We start from the raw sequence: 16,048 nt of genomic DNA, 5'->3' as shown, positions 1-16,048 counted from the left end.
CGGGCATTTCGGGAGACCCCCGTTACAACCACAACAAATATCAAAAGAACAAATTAACGGCGTCCTATACTATTAATCAGGGGTGAGACAAATGGATGAATATATACAGCTTATGATTGATTGGATAGAAGAAAACTTAACAAATGAATTTTCATTAGATGAATTGGCACATTACATGGGCTATTCCCCCTACTATTGTTCCTTTAAATTTCATCAGGCAACAGGGGTGAGTATAAGACGTTATATCCTTTTGCGGAAATTGTATTTGTCTACAGAGGAGTTAAGGAGCAAACGGAAGATACTCGATATTGCTGTTGAGTACGGTTACTCTTCACAGGAAGCATACAGCAGGGCATTTAAGTCGGTGTTTGGGACAAGCCCGAAAGCATTCCAAATGAATAAGCTGCCGGTACAGTCATTTGTTAAACCTACTATTAACCAGAGTAAGGATGGATTTATGATGAATTTTACGAGAGAAAATGAAATGGAACGGTTAAAAAATGTAAATGGCGAATTGTTTGATCAAGACGTGCTAAATATTTTAAACGGGCAAATGATGTACGAAGAGTTTGCATCAAAAAAGCTAATGGGTGATTCGGATTATGTGCCGTTTAACGAAGCAATGTGTGTGAATGCCACAACAAAACAGGTGTTTTCAGAGGGATTTATCAAGGTGAGGGCAGCCGGTCATCAGGACTCGGTGGAAAATTATATTCAGAAGGTAATGAAGCCAATGGATGATTTATTTAAGAAAGACTATCAATATATCGTTCTATGGTTTGGGGAAGACATGTTTTGTCAGATGAACCTCTTAACAATCCTTGCCTATTTGGAACAGGGACAGTATAAAGGAAAGGTATTTTTAAATAACTTTCGGGAAGATGAATTTAAAGTCAATCAGACAGAGTTACTATTAGGTGACTATTATGCTATATACGAAGACGTGCTCATTCATCATAAAAAGCCGTCGATTGAATTACTTCCTGTCATGTATCAGGCAATAGATTTGTTTTTAAATATGCTGGAGGTAAACAATGAGGTGACGAAATATATTTTAAAAAATAAAGATTTATCTCCAGATGAATTAGTGAAGAGGCTATTTAAAGTTTTCCCCACGTTGGGCTACGGTGATTCCCAATATATAGCGCTTATTAATCAAGCTAGAAATACGTATGATTAAAAATATGCTTTAACTTTTAGGGAGCCCTTGAACTATCGCAGCTTCTAAAATAACAAACCGCACGATGACGATTCCATACGTGCGGTTTTTTTGTTAGTTAAACATTCCTTTTGAACGTGCTTTTTTCACCCATTTGGGATATTCCTGCATGAGCAGATCATACAGTTCGTCGTCCGAAACATCAGCTGGATCTTTGACACTAAAGAAGTCTGCATTGTCGATGTAACGTCCGGATAAATCATCAAGCTGCTCTAAAAATGCAAAGTTCGATTGAATGAAGTTTTTGAAAAGCCCTTTTTTTGCATCCTTTTTTGATTCACCAATCGCCATGAACTGCCAAAACAGCGGTTCATAGGAGGAATCTTTAATATGCTTTGTCGTTTCATCCTTATCAAATGTATCGCCGTCTGTCACGAACATAACATACACGGGCGTTTTTTGCGATAACGGCTGATTTCGTTTTTCTGCAGAGCCGAAGTAGTGCTCACGGATCATTTTCATCGCTTTTGCGTAGTATGTGCTGCTTTCCAGTGGGTATCGTTTGATCAGTTGGTTTACAAAGCCCTCAAAGTTGGTAATCGTCAGCTCACCTGCATTATGGGCGTTTCTACCAAAGAGAAAAATATCGATGGAGCCGTCATCATCAAAGCGGGTGCCAAGTGCCAAAATGCGTTCTGCGAAATCCTGTATTTTCCCGGAGCTATAAAGACGGGACATGGAGCCTGAAATATCGAGGCAGAGGGCGACTTTTGCTTGATGGTGCTGTAGACCGACCTTTTCCAAGGAGATCTTTGCTTTTTTTGAAAGGTCAAGCAGCTTTGGCGCCTCTTTCTCCAAGCGCTTTTCCAGTAAAACTTTCTTATCAACAGGAGGCTGTGGAGCAGGTGAAGGCGGTGCAGGGGACTGTTCTTCTCCGGCCTCCCCGCCGAAGCTTGTGAGCAGTGCGGCAAGACCGCCGTCAAAGCCTTGCCCCACAGCTGCGACACGCCATAGCGATTTATAATACAACTCGGAAATAATAATCGCTTTTTCGTTTTTAAAATCAGCCCCTCTTAATTCATAACTGAGAAGAAGCTGGCCATTTGCCTGAACTGTCATAGCACCATCCTGAATTTGCCCCATTGTGCCCGCACCATCAATTGTCGCCGTAAAGACGAGATATTGGACGGAAGAAGGGAGCTTTGATAAATCGATTGAAAAGGTACCGCTGCCATTGCCTGAGGAAATCAATCTGATTTCTTCATGAGGGGACTGCAGCTGGTTGTAAAAAACCATATAACGATCATCGGTCAGCTGCTTATTTGTATCAAGCCCAAAACAGGTAATATCTATTTCAAAATCCGATGCAATCTGTACCGTCACTTCCAGCCGGCTGTCTGGCGTATAATCCGATAATTTTACCTTTTCGCCACGAATAAAATGCTTCATACATCCATCTACTCCTTTGTGTTAGTTACGTAAAGCTTACCGCGGGGGAATGTCTCGTGTATAAAAACATGTCTGGTAAACTACTACTTTACTCTTTCATGATAAAGAAATGCGTCGGCTTTTTCCAATCATTACTAATGAAATCTTCTTTTTAAACAGCGGCACTTATGAGGGCGTTGAAGGAGGAGTAGAAGTATTGGAGGATTGATAAGTTTATAGTAAAGCCTTTCAACGTTTTGTTAGGGCGGGAAGGGCTTTGGCAGAAATGTACCGTTGATAATAGAGAGCATCCTTTCAGATATAAAGAAGCAAAGCATGTATGAAATATGATGAGTCTTACTAGGGCAAAATGATGATTTAATCTTAAAAAGTCTCAAAGGAAAAAGGGGAACTGCATAAAGAGCCCTCCCAAGCACGCAGAAAACCGCAGCTTGGGAGGGAAAAGGGGGTTTTACTTATTACTTGGGAAGGCGAAGGAAAGACCGGATGAATCGCTTGGTGTAATCCATCGCTCTGATACCATTTTGGACTTTGTATAGAAACGCGCCTGATCTGGTCCGAACATTTGACCATCACCAAAGCGTGAGCCCTTAAATCCTGCAAAGTTATGGTAGCCTACCGGAATAGGAATTGGTACGTTGACACCGACCATACCGACATCAATTTCGGTAGTAAACTTGCGGGCTGCTGCTCCGTCATTCGTGAAAATCGTTACGCCATTGCCAAGCTCATGCTCATTAATTAGTGAAATTGCTTCTTCCAGCGAATCGACTCTTACAATATTACGGACCGGACCGAAAATTTCCTGATCATATAGCTCCATCCCCGGCTTGACATGGTCAAATAAAGTTGGAGCAAGGAAGAAGCCTTTACTGTTTTTTGTAATCTCTTTTTCACGGCCGTCTACGACAAGTGCCGCACCTTCGGCTTCTCCTTGATCAATGGCAGCTAGAATCGACTGTTTTGCTTGCGGGGAAATGACAGGTCCATAGTCGGCACCGTCCTGATAAGCTCCTACTTTTAGTGCTTCAATCTTCTCTTTTAAAATTCCAACGAGACGGTCAGCAGTATCTTGACCGACTGCCATTAAAGTCGAAATTGCCATACAGCGCTGAGATGCCGCCCCGTAACCAGCACTGATAAAGGCATTGGCTACTTGCTCTAAATCGGCATCCGGCATGACGACCATATTATTTTTGCCGCCGCCTAATGCGACAACCCGCTTGCCGTATTTGGCGCTTGTTTCATAAATATAGCGTGCCACAGGTGTTGAACCGACAAATGAAATGGCTTCTACAGCAGGATTTTCCAATAATTCATTTACTGCTTCTTTATCCCCGTTCACGACTGTCCATATACCATCCGGCAAGCCCGCTTCTTTCCACAGTTCGGAAATATAAAGGGCTGTCATCGGCACCCGTTCTGATGCTTTTAAAATGACAGCATTCCCGACAGCAACGGCCATGCTTGTTTGTGCAAGAGGGACCATGATAGGGAAGTTAAACGGAGCAATCGCAGCGACTACCCCTAACGGATATTTGGCAGAATAAGCATTGATGCCGCCCCCGACATTGACCGAATATTCACCTTTTACCAAATGCGGCGCACTGATGGCTAAGTCTACCGATTCTAATCCCCGCGTGATTTCACCCATTGCATCTTCTACGGTTTTGCCGCTTTCTGTACAGATTAAGTCAATTACTTTCTCCTTATTGGCAGTGAGAAGATTACGGAACTTCAATACAACTTCTGCACGTTTTGCTACACTTAGATCTCTCCATGCAGGAAATGCCTCTTTCGCTTTCTGGATAGCTGCCTTCACTTCAACTGATGAAGCTAATGGTACCTTGGCAATGACCTCTCCTGTTGCAGGATTGTATACGTCAGAGAAACGTCCGCTTGCACCGGCTACTTGCTGGCCGCCGATAAAATGAGTTAACTCTTTTACAGTTGTACTATTTGTCATGAAATCAGTCTCCCTTCGTTATTAAACATGTGCTGTTTTGATAAGGTTTTCATAAGGCATAAAGGCAAAGCCATGCGCCTCGGCTACATTTTTGTAGGTGATATGCCCATGATAGGTGTTTAAGCCTTTTGCGAGCGCCTCGTCTTTCTGGATTGCTGTTTCTAATCCGCGGTTTGCGATTTGCAATGCATACGGCAATGTCACATTTGTCAGTGCAATCGTTGAGGTCTTCGCTACTGCCCCAGGCATGTTGCCAACTGCATAGTGGATCACCCCGTGTTTTGTATAGGTTGGATTGTCGTGTGTAGTTACGTGGTCTGCTGTTTCCACAATACCGCCCTGGTCAATGGCTACATCGATGATGACAGAGCCGGGAGTCATATCCTTTACCATTTCTTCTGTCACCAGTGTAGGGGCTTTCGCTCCAGGAATCAGAACGGCACCGATCACTAAGTCGGATTTCGCCACTTCTTCTTTAATCGTATAAGGATTAGACATTAAGGTTGTCAACGTATTGCCAAAAATATTGTTCAGTTCTCGTAAACGGTTGGCATTGACATCAATAATGGACACTTCCGCACCTAAACCGGCGGCGATTGCAGCAGCATTCATTCCGACAACGCCGCCGCCAATGACTGTCACCCGTCCGCGTTTTACACCGGGAACACCAGCGAGCAGGATGCCTTTGCCTCCATTTGAGTTTGCCAAAAATTGGGCACCGATTTGTGTTGCCATTCGTCCGGCTACTTCACTCATCGGTGTCAGCAATGGTAAGGATTTGTCCTTCAGCTGGACTGTTTCATAAGCCAGGCTTGTTACTTTATTTGTGACTAATGAATGTGTCAGCTCACGTTCTGCAGCGAGGTGCAGATAAGTAAATAAAATAAGGTTTTCTCTGAAGTACATATATTCTTCGGCGATAGGCTCCTTTACCTTCATGACCATATCTGCCGCCCATGCTTCCGCTGCTGTAGAAACAATTTTTGCACCTACAGCTTCATAGTCTGCATCGGAAAAGCCGGAGCCTAAGCCGGCATCCTTTTCGATTAATACCTGATGTCCGTGATCGACGAGTGTTACAACACCAGCAGGGGTAATGGCAACCCGCTGTTCAAATACTTTTACTTCCTTTGGGATACCGATAATCATATCAATAACTCCTTACTGTGCTTCGATTGCTTCTGTAAGCTTCGATACAATCAAGTCTTTTTCTTCGAGCGAAATATTAAGAGGAGGGGACAATGTTAGGACATTATTATATCCGGCTACTGTCACTCCATTTTTACCAACGATCAGCCCGTTATTTTTGCAGTGGGCAATAATATCGTTTACAGCGGCTACATCAAGAGGCTCCTTTGTGTTTCGGTCAGCGACAAGCTCTATACCGATAAGAAGACCCTTCCCGCGAATGTTGCCGACGTTTGGATGAGCACCCAATTTGCCTTCCAGCTCTTTCAATAAAACGGCCCCCATCTCTACTGAACGGTTGAAGAGATTTTCACGTTCCATAATCTCCAGATTTTTCAGTGCTACTGCACAAGCAGCAGGTGAACCGCCAAACGTGTTGACGTGGCGGAAGAAGTCATATTGGCCATTACTCATGAACGCCTCATAAATTTCACGGCGGACAGCTGTTGCAGAGAGCGGCATATAAGCACTTGTCAGGCCTTTTGCCATCGTGACGATATCGGGTTTTACGCCGTAATTCTGATGCCCAAATGCTTTTCCTGTCCGGCCGAATCCGCAAATTACTTCATCTACAATTAAGAGGGCACCATGCTTTTGGCAGACTTGCTGCACACCTTGCAAGTAATCATCCGGCGGCATAATAACACCGCCGCCTGTAATAATCGGTTCGACAATCATGGCAGCAATCGTATCAGAATATTCCCATGTCATTACTTCATCGATTGCTTTAACCGACGAAAGCTCTAACGGGTTATCACCGCTTTCTTCGGGGAATCGGTACTGATCCGGTGCCTTTACATGCAGGAAGCCTGGCGCTAACGGTTCGTATTTATATTTTCGTTCTGCCTGCCCTGTAGCTGCCAGAGCACCCATCGTATTCCCGTGATAAGCCCGGTAGCGGGAGACAATTTTATAGCGGCTGTACTCGCCTTTTTGCTGGAAGTACTGTCTTGCGATTTTAAAGGCTGTTTCATTTGCTTCGGAACCGCTGTTCGAGAAGAAGACAACGTAATCATCACCGAGCATTTCACTGATTTTTTCCGCTAGAAGAATAGCGGAAGGATGACTCATCGAAAGCGGAGTATAATTGTTCTTCAATAATTGCTCGTAGGCGGCATTTGCAATTTCTTGATTTCCATACCCTACATTTACACACCAAAGTCCAGACATCGCATCGAGATAGCGCTTGCCGTTAATGTCCGTCAGCCATGAGCCTTCCGCCTTTTCAATGATCATCGTTGCATCTGGGTTATAAGCCTTCATTGCATGCCATAAAAACTGTTCATCTTTTTGCGTTAAGTTTGTACCAACCTGTAAATTCATCTTTTCACTTCCTTTGGATGATTTATTTTCTCTTTTATTGTGCAATGTTTTGGATTGCCTAGCATCTTACAATCTGTAACATATTAAAAGAGGTTCGTTTCACATATTGCCATATTTGTTCAAGAAAAGATGAAAAAGCCATGGAGATATGACAATGTGTACAAGAAAATGGTATGTAGTCTGTATAGGGGAATATGCAGAATATAAGGAAGAGGGGGGACAGCAAAAAGGTGTTTATATGTAAAAAAAGAAAAGGAGCTTATGTTAGGCGCTCCTTTTCTGCTAATAGTTTAGATTCAAAAATTGTTAGACTGTCCCTTCCTCGCTGTCGTAGAAGTTATACTGGGTAGCCAGGAGCATGAGCTCAAGTGCCAGACGTTTAGGAGGGAGGGTAAAATCAGCGCCAAGGAACGATTCGATTTTAGAAAGTCGGTGATACAGCGTTTGACGGACGATAAACAATTTTTCGGCAGTTTCTTGCTTCATGCAGTTGCACTGCAAATAAACTTGCAATGTCTGAATCAGCTGTCCTTTATGCTTGGCATCATGCTCATACAATGCTTTCAAATGATTTTTTGCCATATCCATAATCGCCCGGTTTTTTTGCATCTGCAAAACAAGCTGGTATATGTATATGTCTTCATAAAAATAGGAAAGCTGGCGGGCATTTTTCCGGATCAGCAGCGTGTCCTTGGCTGTCTCGAAGCTTTGTGCTACCAGATGAAGATCATCTACTACCTGGCCAACTGCAGTCGTTATTTTTAAATGGCTATAATTATTATTTCTTCGGAATGCATGTAACTTATCGATGCAATTTGTTATACGCCTCTTCAGGTCCTTGTCCATTAAATTGGCGACTATATAGACAAGCTGCTGACGCGATTCAATTAGGAAAACCGTAAAGCTGCTTTTTTCAAAAATCCCTCTTGAATATAACTTATAGTAGGTCAAATCAACATTTTGTTTTGACTTCTGAATTTTTTCAATCAATACGAAATAATCGCAGTTTAATAGCATGGGGTTATGCTGTTCGTTTAAAAATGCTGTCAGCTGCTGTGTCTCCACCGTTCCATCCAGCCAGGATTCGAGAAAGGTACGATACTCCATATTTTGCTTTTCCTCTGTGTAGAGACTGCGCAGTAAATATTGAGAGAGGGCAATGACTGTACGATCAAGGACAAGTATATCGAATTCTGTGATTTCTCTCGTGTCACTAAATATACAAACCTCACCATAGCTTTCTTCTAAAATTGTTACATCACATTTTGCAATGGAATGTGCGATCTTCTCATTACCGCGTTGCTTACATACGTGTTCATAAACGCTTTGTCCATGATTTGGGATATAGAGAGGCTGCTGACCATGCACATGGAATACAACATACACGTCTAAAAATTGATGCAGGCGCATTAAAATCTGTTCATAGTGGTTTAGCTTTAAAGTTAGTTTATTTATTTCCTGTGCATAGTCCTCCAGCCGCTTAATTTGGTTGAATTGCTCATTAATCACATGTGTATGGACATATTGTGTAATTTCTATAAAAGGGACGACCTCATGAAATACAAGGATGGGAAAGTGATGCTGCTCTGCTAATTGCTGTACAGATACAGGCACGCTTTGGATGTTTTCACAGCACTCGATGCAAAGTGCAGCTGCCTGCTTATCAATCAATTGCTGTACAAATCGTAGAAAGGTTGATTCCTCCTTTAGCTGGATACCTGTTGTAAGGATCAGTTCATTTCCTTTAATTAGTTCTTCAATTGTCGTTGTTTCTAAAATATGTACCCACTTTATTTGACGCTTCAGGCCTGATTTTCCGGAAATCAAGGTTGCTTTTGGAAAGTGGCTTTTCGTAAGCAGCTCTTTAACCGTAAATGAAAATGACATAATGAACCCACCCCTTCAAGTCTATTTTATAGAACAAACGAAACTGGTTTATATGATTACATACTCACTTTTCTTGGAAAAAGGAAGTAATGTAAAATAGAAAAAAACGCATTTACATAGCAAAAATATAACATAATGTAAAATGGAAGAGTGATATTTTTTACATTTTGTTTATATCGGGCTGTTAAACCGGTATGATATATTTTCAACTATAGAAATGCATCACTCAAGAGTTAGGGAGGGAGAAATGATGAAACAATTGGCATTCTTAAATGGGGAAGTAATTAGTCAAAATGCGCAGGGCGACGTCTATGAAGCGTGCTTAATAGAAGGAAATCGTATAAGCGCAGTGGGAACGACTGAAGAAATACGGAAGATGTTAAACAGAGATGCACAAATAGTAGATTTGCATGGTAAAACGGTACTTCCAGGTTTAATAGATGCACATATGCACCTATTTTTATATGGCAATACACTGATCCATGTAAACTGCAAAGATCCTGTTATTTCCTCTGTAGCAGAACTTTTAGAGAGAATAAGAGAGATTGTAGCAGAAGCTCCAGCAGGAAAAATCATTCGTGCATTTGGTTTTAACGAAGTAATGGTGGAGGAGCAAAGATACCCTACGCTTGAGGAGCTCGATGCTATATCAAAAGAGCACCCTATTATTATTACAAGAACATGTGGCCATATTGGGGTGATTAATTCGGCTGCTATGAAATTGGCGGGAATGAATGAGCATACACCAAGTCCACATGGAGGAACAATTGAAAAAGACGCAAACGGCCAACTGACAGGGCGTTTAATTGAAAATGCTTTTCTCCAATTTAACCAGCATGTAACCTATAGTGAAGAGGAATTGTACAAAGCACTTGAAAAGGCGCAGGATAAGCTGCTGGCCTATGGCATTACAAGTGTTCATGATGCAGGTGGGTTTGATGCTGACAGCTTCCGCATTATGCAACAGGCCTCCAAAGGAAAGCAATTGAAGCTGCGGGTCTATGCGATGATCGGCAGCCTGAATGATTGTGAAGCTTTTACAAAAACGATGATTTCATCAGGAGTCGTTTCTTATACAGGAAATGAATTCTTTACAATTGGTCCAGCCAAGCTGTTCACAGATGGGAGCAGTACAGGACCGACGATTGCAACGCGTGAACCTTATGACAGTGATGCAGAAAATTACGGCTATCTGCAATATACCGAAGATGAATTATACGATATTTTTCTGCCGGCACATGTAAAGGGGTATCAGCTTACCGTGCATGCCCAGGGAGACAAGGCGATTGAACAGTATTTGAATGTCATAGAGCGGCTGCAAACAGAGCATCCTCGGCAGGACCATCGCCACCGTGTTGAACATTTAGGAGTATGTCCTCCCGATTTGCAGGAACGTGTTCGCACGCTGAGGGTAATCCCGGTGCTGAACCCTTCATTCCCGTATGAATTTGGCGAGAGTTATATCCATAACTATGGAAAACGTACGGATTATATGTATGCTGCTAAAGAGCTGATTGACAAAGAAATAGTAGTAACGGCAGGGTCTGATGCCCCGATTACGACAGCCAATCCTTTTGTCGGTATGTATATGGCCCAAGAACGTGTAACGAAAAAAGGCACACCTTTTGGACAGGAACAGCGTGTTACACTGCACGATGCTATTAAGATGTATACAATCAATGCTGCCTATGCTAGTAAAGAAGAGGACATCAAGGGAAGCATAGAGGTAGGGAAATTAGCAGATCTAGCTATTTTAAATACTTCGATATTAGACCGGCCAGCAGAGGACTTATTGAATGTGGAAGTTGAAATGACGATTTTGGACGGAGAGATTGTTTATTCCAAGCAGCATGCGGGGGTGAATGCATGAGAAAATACTTTCAATTGCTGTTAGTCATTCCGTTTATCGGCATGTGTGTATTACTGCCCTGGGCAAACCGGGCAGAACCTTATGTATTCGGTTTGCCATTCTTACTCTTCTGGATTGTCTTATGGATGCTTCTTTCTTCCCTCATTTTATTAATTGTGTACAAGTTAGATCCTGAAAATGAAGGGAGTGAAGTAGAATGAATGCAGCTCTTCTTATTATTTTCTTATTTGCAGCGATTGCCTTGTATTTAGGGATACGAGCCACGCGCGGAAAAGAGATGAACGTCAATGAGTTTGCAGTAGGAAACAAGGGCTTTGGGACGCTCTTCGTATTCTTACTGATTGCTGGGGAAGTATATACGACCTTTACCTTTTTAGGAGGGAGCGGCTGGGCTTATTCACATGGGTCAGCTGCCTATTATGTACCGGCATACATCTGTTTAGCTTACGTCTTGTCGTATTGGATCATCCCGAAAATCTGGCGTTTTGCAAAGCAGCACAATGTCATTTCACAGCCCCAATATTTTATGAAATCTTATAATAGTAAAGGCTTGGGAGTAGTAGTTGCCTTTATCGGTACGATTGCCCTTATTCCTTATATCGTCATTCAGCTAAAAGGGCTTGGGATCATTGTATCTGAGGCTTCTTACGGTGCGATTACCCCGATTATGGCATCTACGATCGGAGCTGTCATTGTAACTGTCTATGTCGTCATTTCAGGCATTCATGGTTCCGCATGGACGGCGGTATTAAAGGATATTATGATTTTAATCGTTATTATATTTTTAGGAATCTATATTCCACATCATTATTTCGGCGGTATCCAGCCAATGTTTGAAGCCGTACAAGCAGCAAAACCGGAAGCGCTTTCACTGGAAGCTGAGGGGTATAGCTTGGCATGGTTTATCTCTACGATTGTATTAAATGCTTTTGGGTTCTATTTGCTGCCACAGTCATTTAGCGTTATTTTATCTGCGAAGAGCGAGCGGGCATTAAAAAAGAACGCAGTTACATTGCCTCTTTATACCATTCTTATTTTGTTCGCATTCTTCATCGGCTTTGCTGCAATTTTGCAAGTCCCTGGATTACAAGGGGCAGATGGCGATTTATCGCTGCTGCGTCTCGTCATGCAAACCTTTGATCCATGGGTAGTCGGAGTAGTTGGGGGAGCCGGTCTATTAACAGCGCTTGTACCTGTATCGGTTATGATTATGTCCGGCGCCATTGGTTTAATGACAGGCTTCTATAAGCTGATCAAGCCAAACTCAACAGACAGACAGCAATTAACGGTATCAAAAGTGTTTGTTATTTTAATCATCTTAGCAGCATACCTTTTCACATTAAAAGGAGGAAATGCGCTCGCGATATTAAATATTATGTCCTACGGGCTCATTACACAATTGGTTCCGGCTATTATCTTTAGCTTCTTCCATTCCAAGTTTATGAATAAATATGGAGCGATGGCAGGGATTTTAACTGGAGTATCCATTGTATTGTTCAATGCTGTTACATCCTTTAAGCTAGTGAATATTTTCCCGAATATTCCGAGCGTCCTCAATGATATTAATATGGGCTTTGTTGCGATTATTATTAATATAATCATAGGGATAACTGTCAGCTTGGCAACGAATTCAATTGTCCGAAAGCAAAGTGAAAACGAAGTATTAAATGAACCGGTGACAAATTAAGGAGGCCTCTGATGAAAACATGTAATCAATCTCGTCTTCAATCATTAATCGAGCGGTTTAGTCAATTTGGAAGAACAGAAAATAATGGTGTAACGCGACTTGCTTTATCACAGGAAGATATTGAAGCGAGGAAATATTTCCAAGCATTATGTGAAGAGCTTGGGATGACCGTGACATACGACGATGTGGCAAATATGTATGCAACGCTGCCTGGAAAGAAAGAGCTGCCGCCTATTGTGCTTGGCTCCCATATGGATTCGGTCGTAAAAGGAGGGCGCTATGATGGTATTTTAGGGGTTTTAACGGCACTCGAGACCATTTATACATTGAAGGAAACGGATACAGAGCTAGATTATCCTATTACTATTGTTAATTTCACAAATGAAGAGGGAGCAAGATTTGAGCCTTCTTTAATGGCCTCAGGTGTCTTATCCGGAAAATTTGATAAGGAAAAGATGCTTGCCTCTCAGGATCCTAATGGCATCACGTTTGCCGAAGCATTAAAGGAAAGCGGCTTTAAAGGGCAGGTGGAAAACCGCTTAAAGGAGGCAACCGCATATATCGAGCTCCATATCGAGCAGGGGCCGGTTTTGGAGCATAAAAAGCTTGAAATCGGCGTGGTCGAGGGCGTTCTTGGGATGGTATGCTATGAGATTACTGTGCATGGAGAATCCAATCACGCTGGGACCACACCGATCAGTATGCGAAAAGACCCGATGTTTACAGCGGCAAATTTAATCGTGGGAATGCAGGAAAAGCTGCAGCAGCTGGATGAATCACTTGTCTACACGATCGGTCGTATGAATGCCTATCCGAATATCCATACGGTTATTCCTTCTCATGTTGTTTTCACATTGGAGGCTCGTCATCATGATCCGGAAGTTATTGCTGCGGTTTCAACAATTGTAGAGCAATTGCCTGAGACGGCTCACGGCTGTGCTGTATCCTCAAGCAGGTTATGGGACCGGGATACCGTTCTATTTGATGAGAAGGTAGTGGAAGCTGTAGAAAAAGCGAGTCAGGATCTCCATTATAAAGAACATAGAATGTACAGCGGGGCAGGACATGATGCCCAGTTTATCGCCTCTTTCGTACCATCTGCCATGATTTTTGTGCCGAGTGAAAAAGGATATAGTCACCGCGAGGACGAATATACATCTTATGAAGATTGTGCAAAAGGTGCGAATGTATTGCTGAATGCTGTACTGAACCTTTGCCGGGAAACGGTAGAACAATAAATGCGGGAGGTATGCATAATGCATACCTCTATTCTTTCGATCGGAGGGGTTGGAATGAAGGAAGTAAAAATTTCTGTTTGCCAGTTTGAAGTAAAAGAAAACCGTTCATTTGAAGAATTCAGCCAGCAGGTAGAAGCTATGCTGGCAGAGGTTCCGTTAGATAGCGATTATGTATTGTTCCCTGAATTATTTACACTAGGATTAGTCGGTGTTTTTGATAATGCATATAACGCGGGAATCAAGGGTCTTAAGCAAATCACTGAATTCCGGGAAGAAGTCCACCATCTGTTTGCAGACCTGGCAAAGAAGCGGAAACAAGTCATAATAGCGGGAAGTCATCTAGAAGAACGAGAAGGTAATATTATGAATGTGACTTCTCTCTTTGATGAAACTGGGCTGGTCGGGAGGCATGAAAAAACGCATATCTTTCCTGCTGAGGCCGGGTGGGATGCAAAAGAAGGCGATACGTTGGAGGTCTTTCAGGCAGGCCCGGTGACAATTGGAATCGCCAATTGCTATGAAGTGGAAATTCCAGAGATATCCCGTATCCTTGCTTTGCAGGGGGCTGATATTATCTTCTGTCCGTCCTATACATTTACGGAAGCAGGTTTTTGGCGGGTGCGTCATTGTGCCCAGGCGCGGGCAATCGAAAACCAAGTATATGTCGTCCATTGTCCAACCATCAGCAAAGGCAGCCTGCTATTACCGCCTGGCTATGGGCGGGCTTCCATTATTAGTCCATGCGATATGCGCTGGTCTGGAAACGGGGTTGTCGTAGAAGCTTCTGATAATACCTCTACGGTTATTACAGCCTCTGTGAACATCGATCATTTATATGAAAACCGTAAAATCGGTGCTGCCACGACCTTTAAGGACCGGACGCGAAGGGACGATTTGTACAAGCGCTATGAACCTTACAGCCGGCAGCCGGCGCCGAGTCTTACAGAAAGTTAATAGACCTGGTTATTAATTACGGGCAAAAAGCGAAAAACTACTTGAGAGAAAGGAGTTTTTCGCTTTTTTTCTAAAAAAGTGTCATAATGAATGGATAACATGATAGTAAGGATGACTAGATGAGACAGTTAGTGGAAATACAAGTAAAACCAGCAGCAATCAAAGACCTGACAAACGGTAAACCATTACTATTAAAAGATGCGGTGGAAATGCCGGAAGTGTCGATTGAAGAGGGAAGTTTACTGCACCTTGTTGATAAAAACGGCGGCTATATTGGTACAGGCTATTATGGTGCGCAAAATAAGGGCATCGGCTGGGTATTAACCCGTAAGGAAAAAGAAAAGATTGACAAGAATTTTTTTGCGAAGAAACTGAAGGCAGCAGCACAGAAGCGTGCAGACTTCTATGAATCGGAGGATACAACAGCTTTCCGTGTTTTTAACGGGGAAGGGGACGGTATTGGCGGTTTGACGATTGATTTCTTCAACGGTTTCTATATGGTGAGCTGGTATAGTGAAGGAATCTATTCATTCCGGGAAGATATTTACCAGGCACTGAATGAAGTGGTGAATACACGCGGTGTATATGAGAAACTGCGCTTTGATACAAATGGCCAATATGTAGACCAGGATGACTATGTTTCGGGTGAAAAGGGAGAGTTCCCGCTCATCGTTTTGGAAAATGGCATGAACTTTGCTGTTGATTTAAATGATGGTGCCATGACAGGGATTTTCCTGGATCAGCGCAACGTCCGAAAAGCACTGCGCGATAAATATGCAGAAGACAAAACGGTGCTTAATACCTTTTCCTATACAGGTGCCTTTTCCGTAGCCGCTGCTCTTGGCGGTGCGGCTGGAACGACAAGTGTGGATTTGGCAAAACGCAGCCTGCCAAAAACAATTGAACAGTTTGCGGTAAACGGCATTGATTACGAATCCCAGGATATCAAGGTGATGAATGTCTTTGATTACTTCAGCTATGCTGCGCGGCATGGTCTGAAATTTGATGTTGTTGTGTTAGATCCGCCAAGCTTTGCACGGACAAAGAAAATGACGTTCAGCACAGCGAAGGACTATCCGAAGCTGCTGAAGGATGCGCTGAAAATTACGAATGAAGGCGGAATAATCATCGCTTCCACGAATAATGCCAGCTTTAATATGAAAAAATTTAAAACATTCATCGATAAAGCGTTCACGGAAGCGAACAAACGCTATAAAATCCTGGAAGAGCACCAGCTGCCGGAGGACTTTACTGTCCCTCATAACTTCCCTGAGTTTAACTATTTAAAAGTCGTATTTATTAAAGTAATGGACTAGGGGTGTGACAA

Annotated in this window: 12 protein-coding genes; 7 read left to right on the top strand and 5 right to left on the bottom strand. The window is 42.7% G+C overall.

What is annotated here, in order from left to right; translation table 11 throughout:
* The first annotated feature begins 91 nt into the window (after positions 1-91).
* The gene (locus BOD01S_RS02320) at positions 92-1,180 is read left to right on the top strand and encodes a helix-turn-helix domain-containing protein (RefSeq protein ID WP_036155251.1); all 1,089 of its coding nucleotides are present in this window, start codon (positions 92-94) and stop codon (positions 1,178-1,180) included.
* A 93-nt stretch (positions 1,181-1,273) separates the two neighbouring features.
* Here BOD01S_RS02320 and BOD01S_RS02315 read toward each other — a convergent pair whose 3' ends face one another.
* The 5 genes from BOD01S_RS02315 to BOD01S_RS02295 form a co-directional block, all read right to left on the bottom strand.
* Positions 1,274-2,608, bottom strand: a complete 1,335-nt coding sequence (locus tag BOD01S_RS02315; RefSeq protein ID WP_036155250.1) for a VWA domain-containing protein — start codon at positions 2,606-2,608, stop codon at positions 1,274-1,276.
* A gap of 451 nt (positions 2,609-3,059) precedes the next feature.
* Complete coding sequence (locus tag BOD01S_RS02310; protein ID WP_036155249.1) at positions 3,060-4,574, bottom strand: CoA-acylating methylmalonate-semialdehyde dehydrogenase; 1,515 nt, start codon at positions 4,572-4,574, stop codon at positions 3,060-3,062.
* A 21-nt stretch (positions 4,575-4,595) separates the two neighbouring features.
* Complete coding sequence (ald, locus tag BOD01S_RS02305) at positions 4,596-5,723, bottom strand: alanine dehydrogenase (RefSeq protein ID WP_036155248.1); 1,128 nt, start codon at positions 5,721-5,723, stop codon at positions 4,596-4,598.
* A 12-nt stretch (positions 5,724-5,735) separates the two neighbouring features.
* Complete coding sequence (locus BOD01S_RS02300; protein WP_036155246.1) at positions 5,736-7,085, bottom strand: aspartate aminotransferase family protein; 1,350 nt, start codon at positions 7,083-7,085, stop codon at positions 5,736-5,738.
* Between the two features lie 306 nt (positions 7,086-7,391).
* Positions 7,392-8,972 carry a PucR family transcriptional regulator gene (locus tag BOD01S_RS02295; RefSeq protein ID WP_036155245.1) on the bottom strand — a complete coding sequence of 527 codons (1,581 nt, stop codon included), beginning with the start codon at positions 8,970-8,972 and terminating at the stop codon, positions 7,392-7,394.
* A 247-nt stretch (positions 8,973-9,219) separates the two neighbouring features.
* Between BOD01S_RS02295 and BOD01S_RS02290 the strand changes: the two genes are divergently transcribed.
* The 6 genes from BOD01S_RS02290 (at position 9,220) to BOD01S_RS02265 (ending at position 16,037) form a co-directional block, all read left to right on the top strand.
* On the top strand, positions 9,220-10,842 hold the full coding sequence (locus BOD01S_RS02290) for an amidohydrolase (RefSeq protein WP_036155244.1): 1,623 nt from the start codon (positions 9,220-9,222) through the stop codon (positions 10,840-10,842).
* A complete protein-coding gene (locus BOD01S_RS02285; protein ID WP_036155243.1) occupies positions 10,839-11,042 on the top strand; it encodes a DUF3311 domain-containing protein in 204 nt (67 codons plus the stop codon). Before BOD01S_RS02290 ends, BOD01S_RS02285 begins: the two co-directional genes overlap by 4 nt.
* The gene (locus BOD01S_RS02280) at positions 11,039-12,529 is read left to right on the top strand and encodes a sodium:solute symporter family protein (RefSeq protein WP_036155242.1); all 1,491 of its coding nucleotides are present in this window, start codon (positions 11,039-11,041) and stop codon (positions 12,527-12,529) included. The genes BOD01S_RS02285 and BOD01S_RS02280 overlap by 4 nt, the downstream gene beginning before the upstream one ends.
* An 11-nt stretch (positions 12,530-12,540) precedes the next feature.
* The gene (locus BOD01S_RS02275) at positions 12,541-13,767 is read left to right on the top strand and encodes a Zn-dependent hydrolase (RefSeq protein WP_036155241.1); all 1,227 of its coding nucleotides are present in this window, start codon (positions 12,541-12,543) and stop codon (positions 13,765-13,767) included.
* A gap of 18 nt (positions 13,768-13,785) precedes the next feature.
* The gene (locus BOD01S_RS02270) at positions 13,786-14,721 is read left to right on the top strand and encodes a nitrilase-related carbon-nitrogen hydrolase (RefSeq protein WP_233153118.1); all 936 of its coding nucleotides are present in this window, start codon (positions 13,786-13,788) and stop codon (positions 14,719-14,721) included.
* A gap of 119 nt (positions 14,722-14,840) precedes the next feature.
* Positions 14,841-16,037 carry a class I SAM-dependent rRNA methyltransferase gene (locus BOD01S_RS02265; RefSeq protein ID WP_036155237.1) on the top strand — a complete coding sequence of 399 codons (1,197 nt, stop codon included), beginning with the start codon at positions 14,841-14,843 and terminating at the stop codon, positions 16,035-16,037.
* Positions 16,038-16,048: the final 11 nt, after the last annotated feature.

Source organism: Lysinibacillus odysseyi 34hs-1 = NBRC 100172 (assembly GCF_001591965.1).
Lineage (GTDB): Bacteria > Bacillota > Bacilli > Bacillales_A > Planococcaceae > Lysinibacillus_B > Lysinibacillus_B odysseyi.
Note: the sequence above shows the minus strand (reverse complement) of the source record. Positions and strands in the feature narration are given on the sequence as shown.

Bases quoted from the DNA above. Each gene is read 5' to 3' on its own strand.
- ald (WP_036155248.1), bottom strand. From the start codon at position 5,723: ATGATTATCGGTATCCCAAAGGAAGTAAAAGTATTTGAACAGCGGGTT.
- BOD01S_RS02290 (WP_036155244.1), top strand. From the start codon at position 9,220: ATGATGAAACAATTGGCATTCTTAAATGGGGAAGTAATTAGTCAAAAT.
- BOD01S_RS02320 (WP_036155251.1), top strand. From the start codon at position 92: ATGGATGAATATATACAGCTTATGATTGATTGGATAGAAGAAAACTTA.
- BOD01S_RS02280 (WP_036155242.1), top strand. From the start codon at position 11,039: ATGAATGCAGCTCTTCTTATTATTTTCTTATTTGCAGCGATTGCCTTG.
- BOD01S_RS02285 (WP_036155243.1), top strand. From the start codon at position 10,839: ATGAGAAAATACTTTCAATTGCTGTTAGTCATTCCGTTTATCGGCATG.
- BOD01S_RS02295 (WP_036155245.1), bottom strand. From the start codon at position 8,972: ATGTCATTTTCATTTACGGTTAAAGAGCTGCTTACGAAAAGCCACTTT.
- BOD01S_RS02265 (WP_036155237.1), top strand. From the start codon at position 14,841: ATGAGACAGTTAGTGGAAATACAAGTAAAACCAGCAGCAATCAAAGAC.
- BOD01S_RS02315 (WP_036155250.1), bottom strand. From the start codon at position 2,608: ATGAAGCATTTTATTCGTGGCGAAAAGGTAAAATTATCGGATTATACG.
- BOD01S_RS02275 (WP_036155241.1), top strand. From the start codon at position 12,541: ATGAAAACATGTAATCAATCTCGTCTTCAATCATTAATCGAGCGGTTT.
- BOD01S_RS02300 (WP_036155246.1), bottom strand. From the start codon at position 7,085: ATGAATTTACAGGTTGGTACAAACTTAACGCAAAAAGATGAACAGTTT.
- BOD01S_RS02270 (WP_233153118.1), top strand. From the start codon at position 13,786: ATGCATACCTCTATTCTTTCGATCGGAGGGGTTGGAATGAAGGAAGTA.
- BOD01S_RS02310 (WP_036155249.1), bottom strand. From the start codon at position 4,574: ATGACAAATAGTACAACTGTAAAAGAGTTAACTCATTTTATCGGCGGC.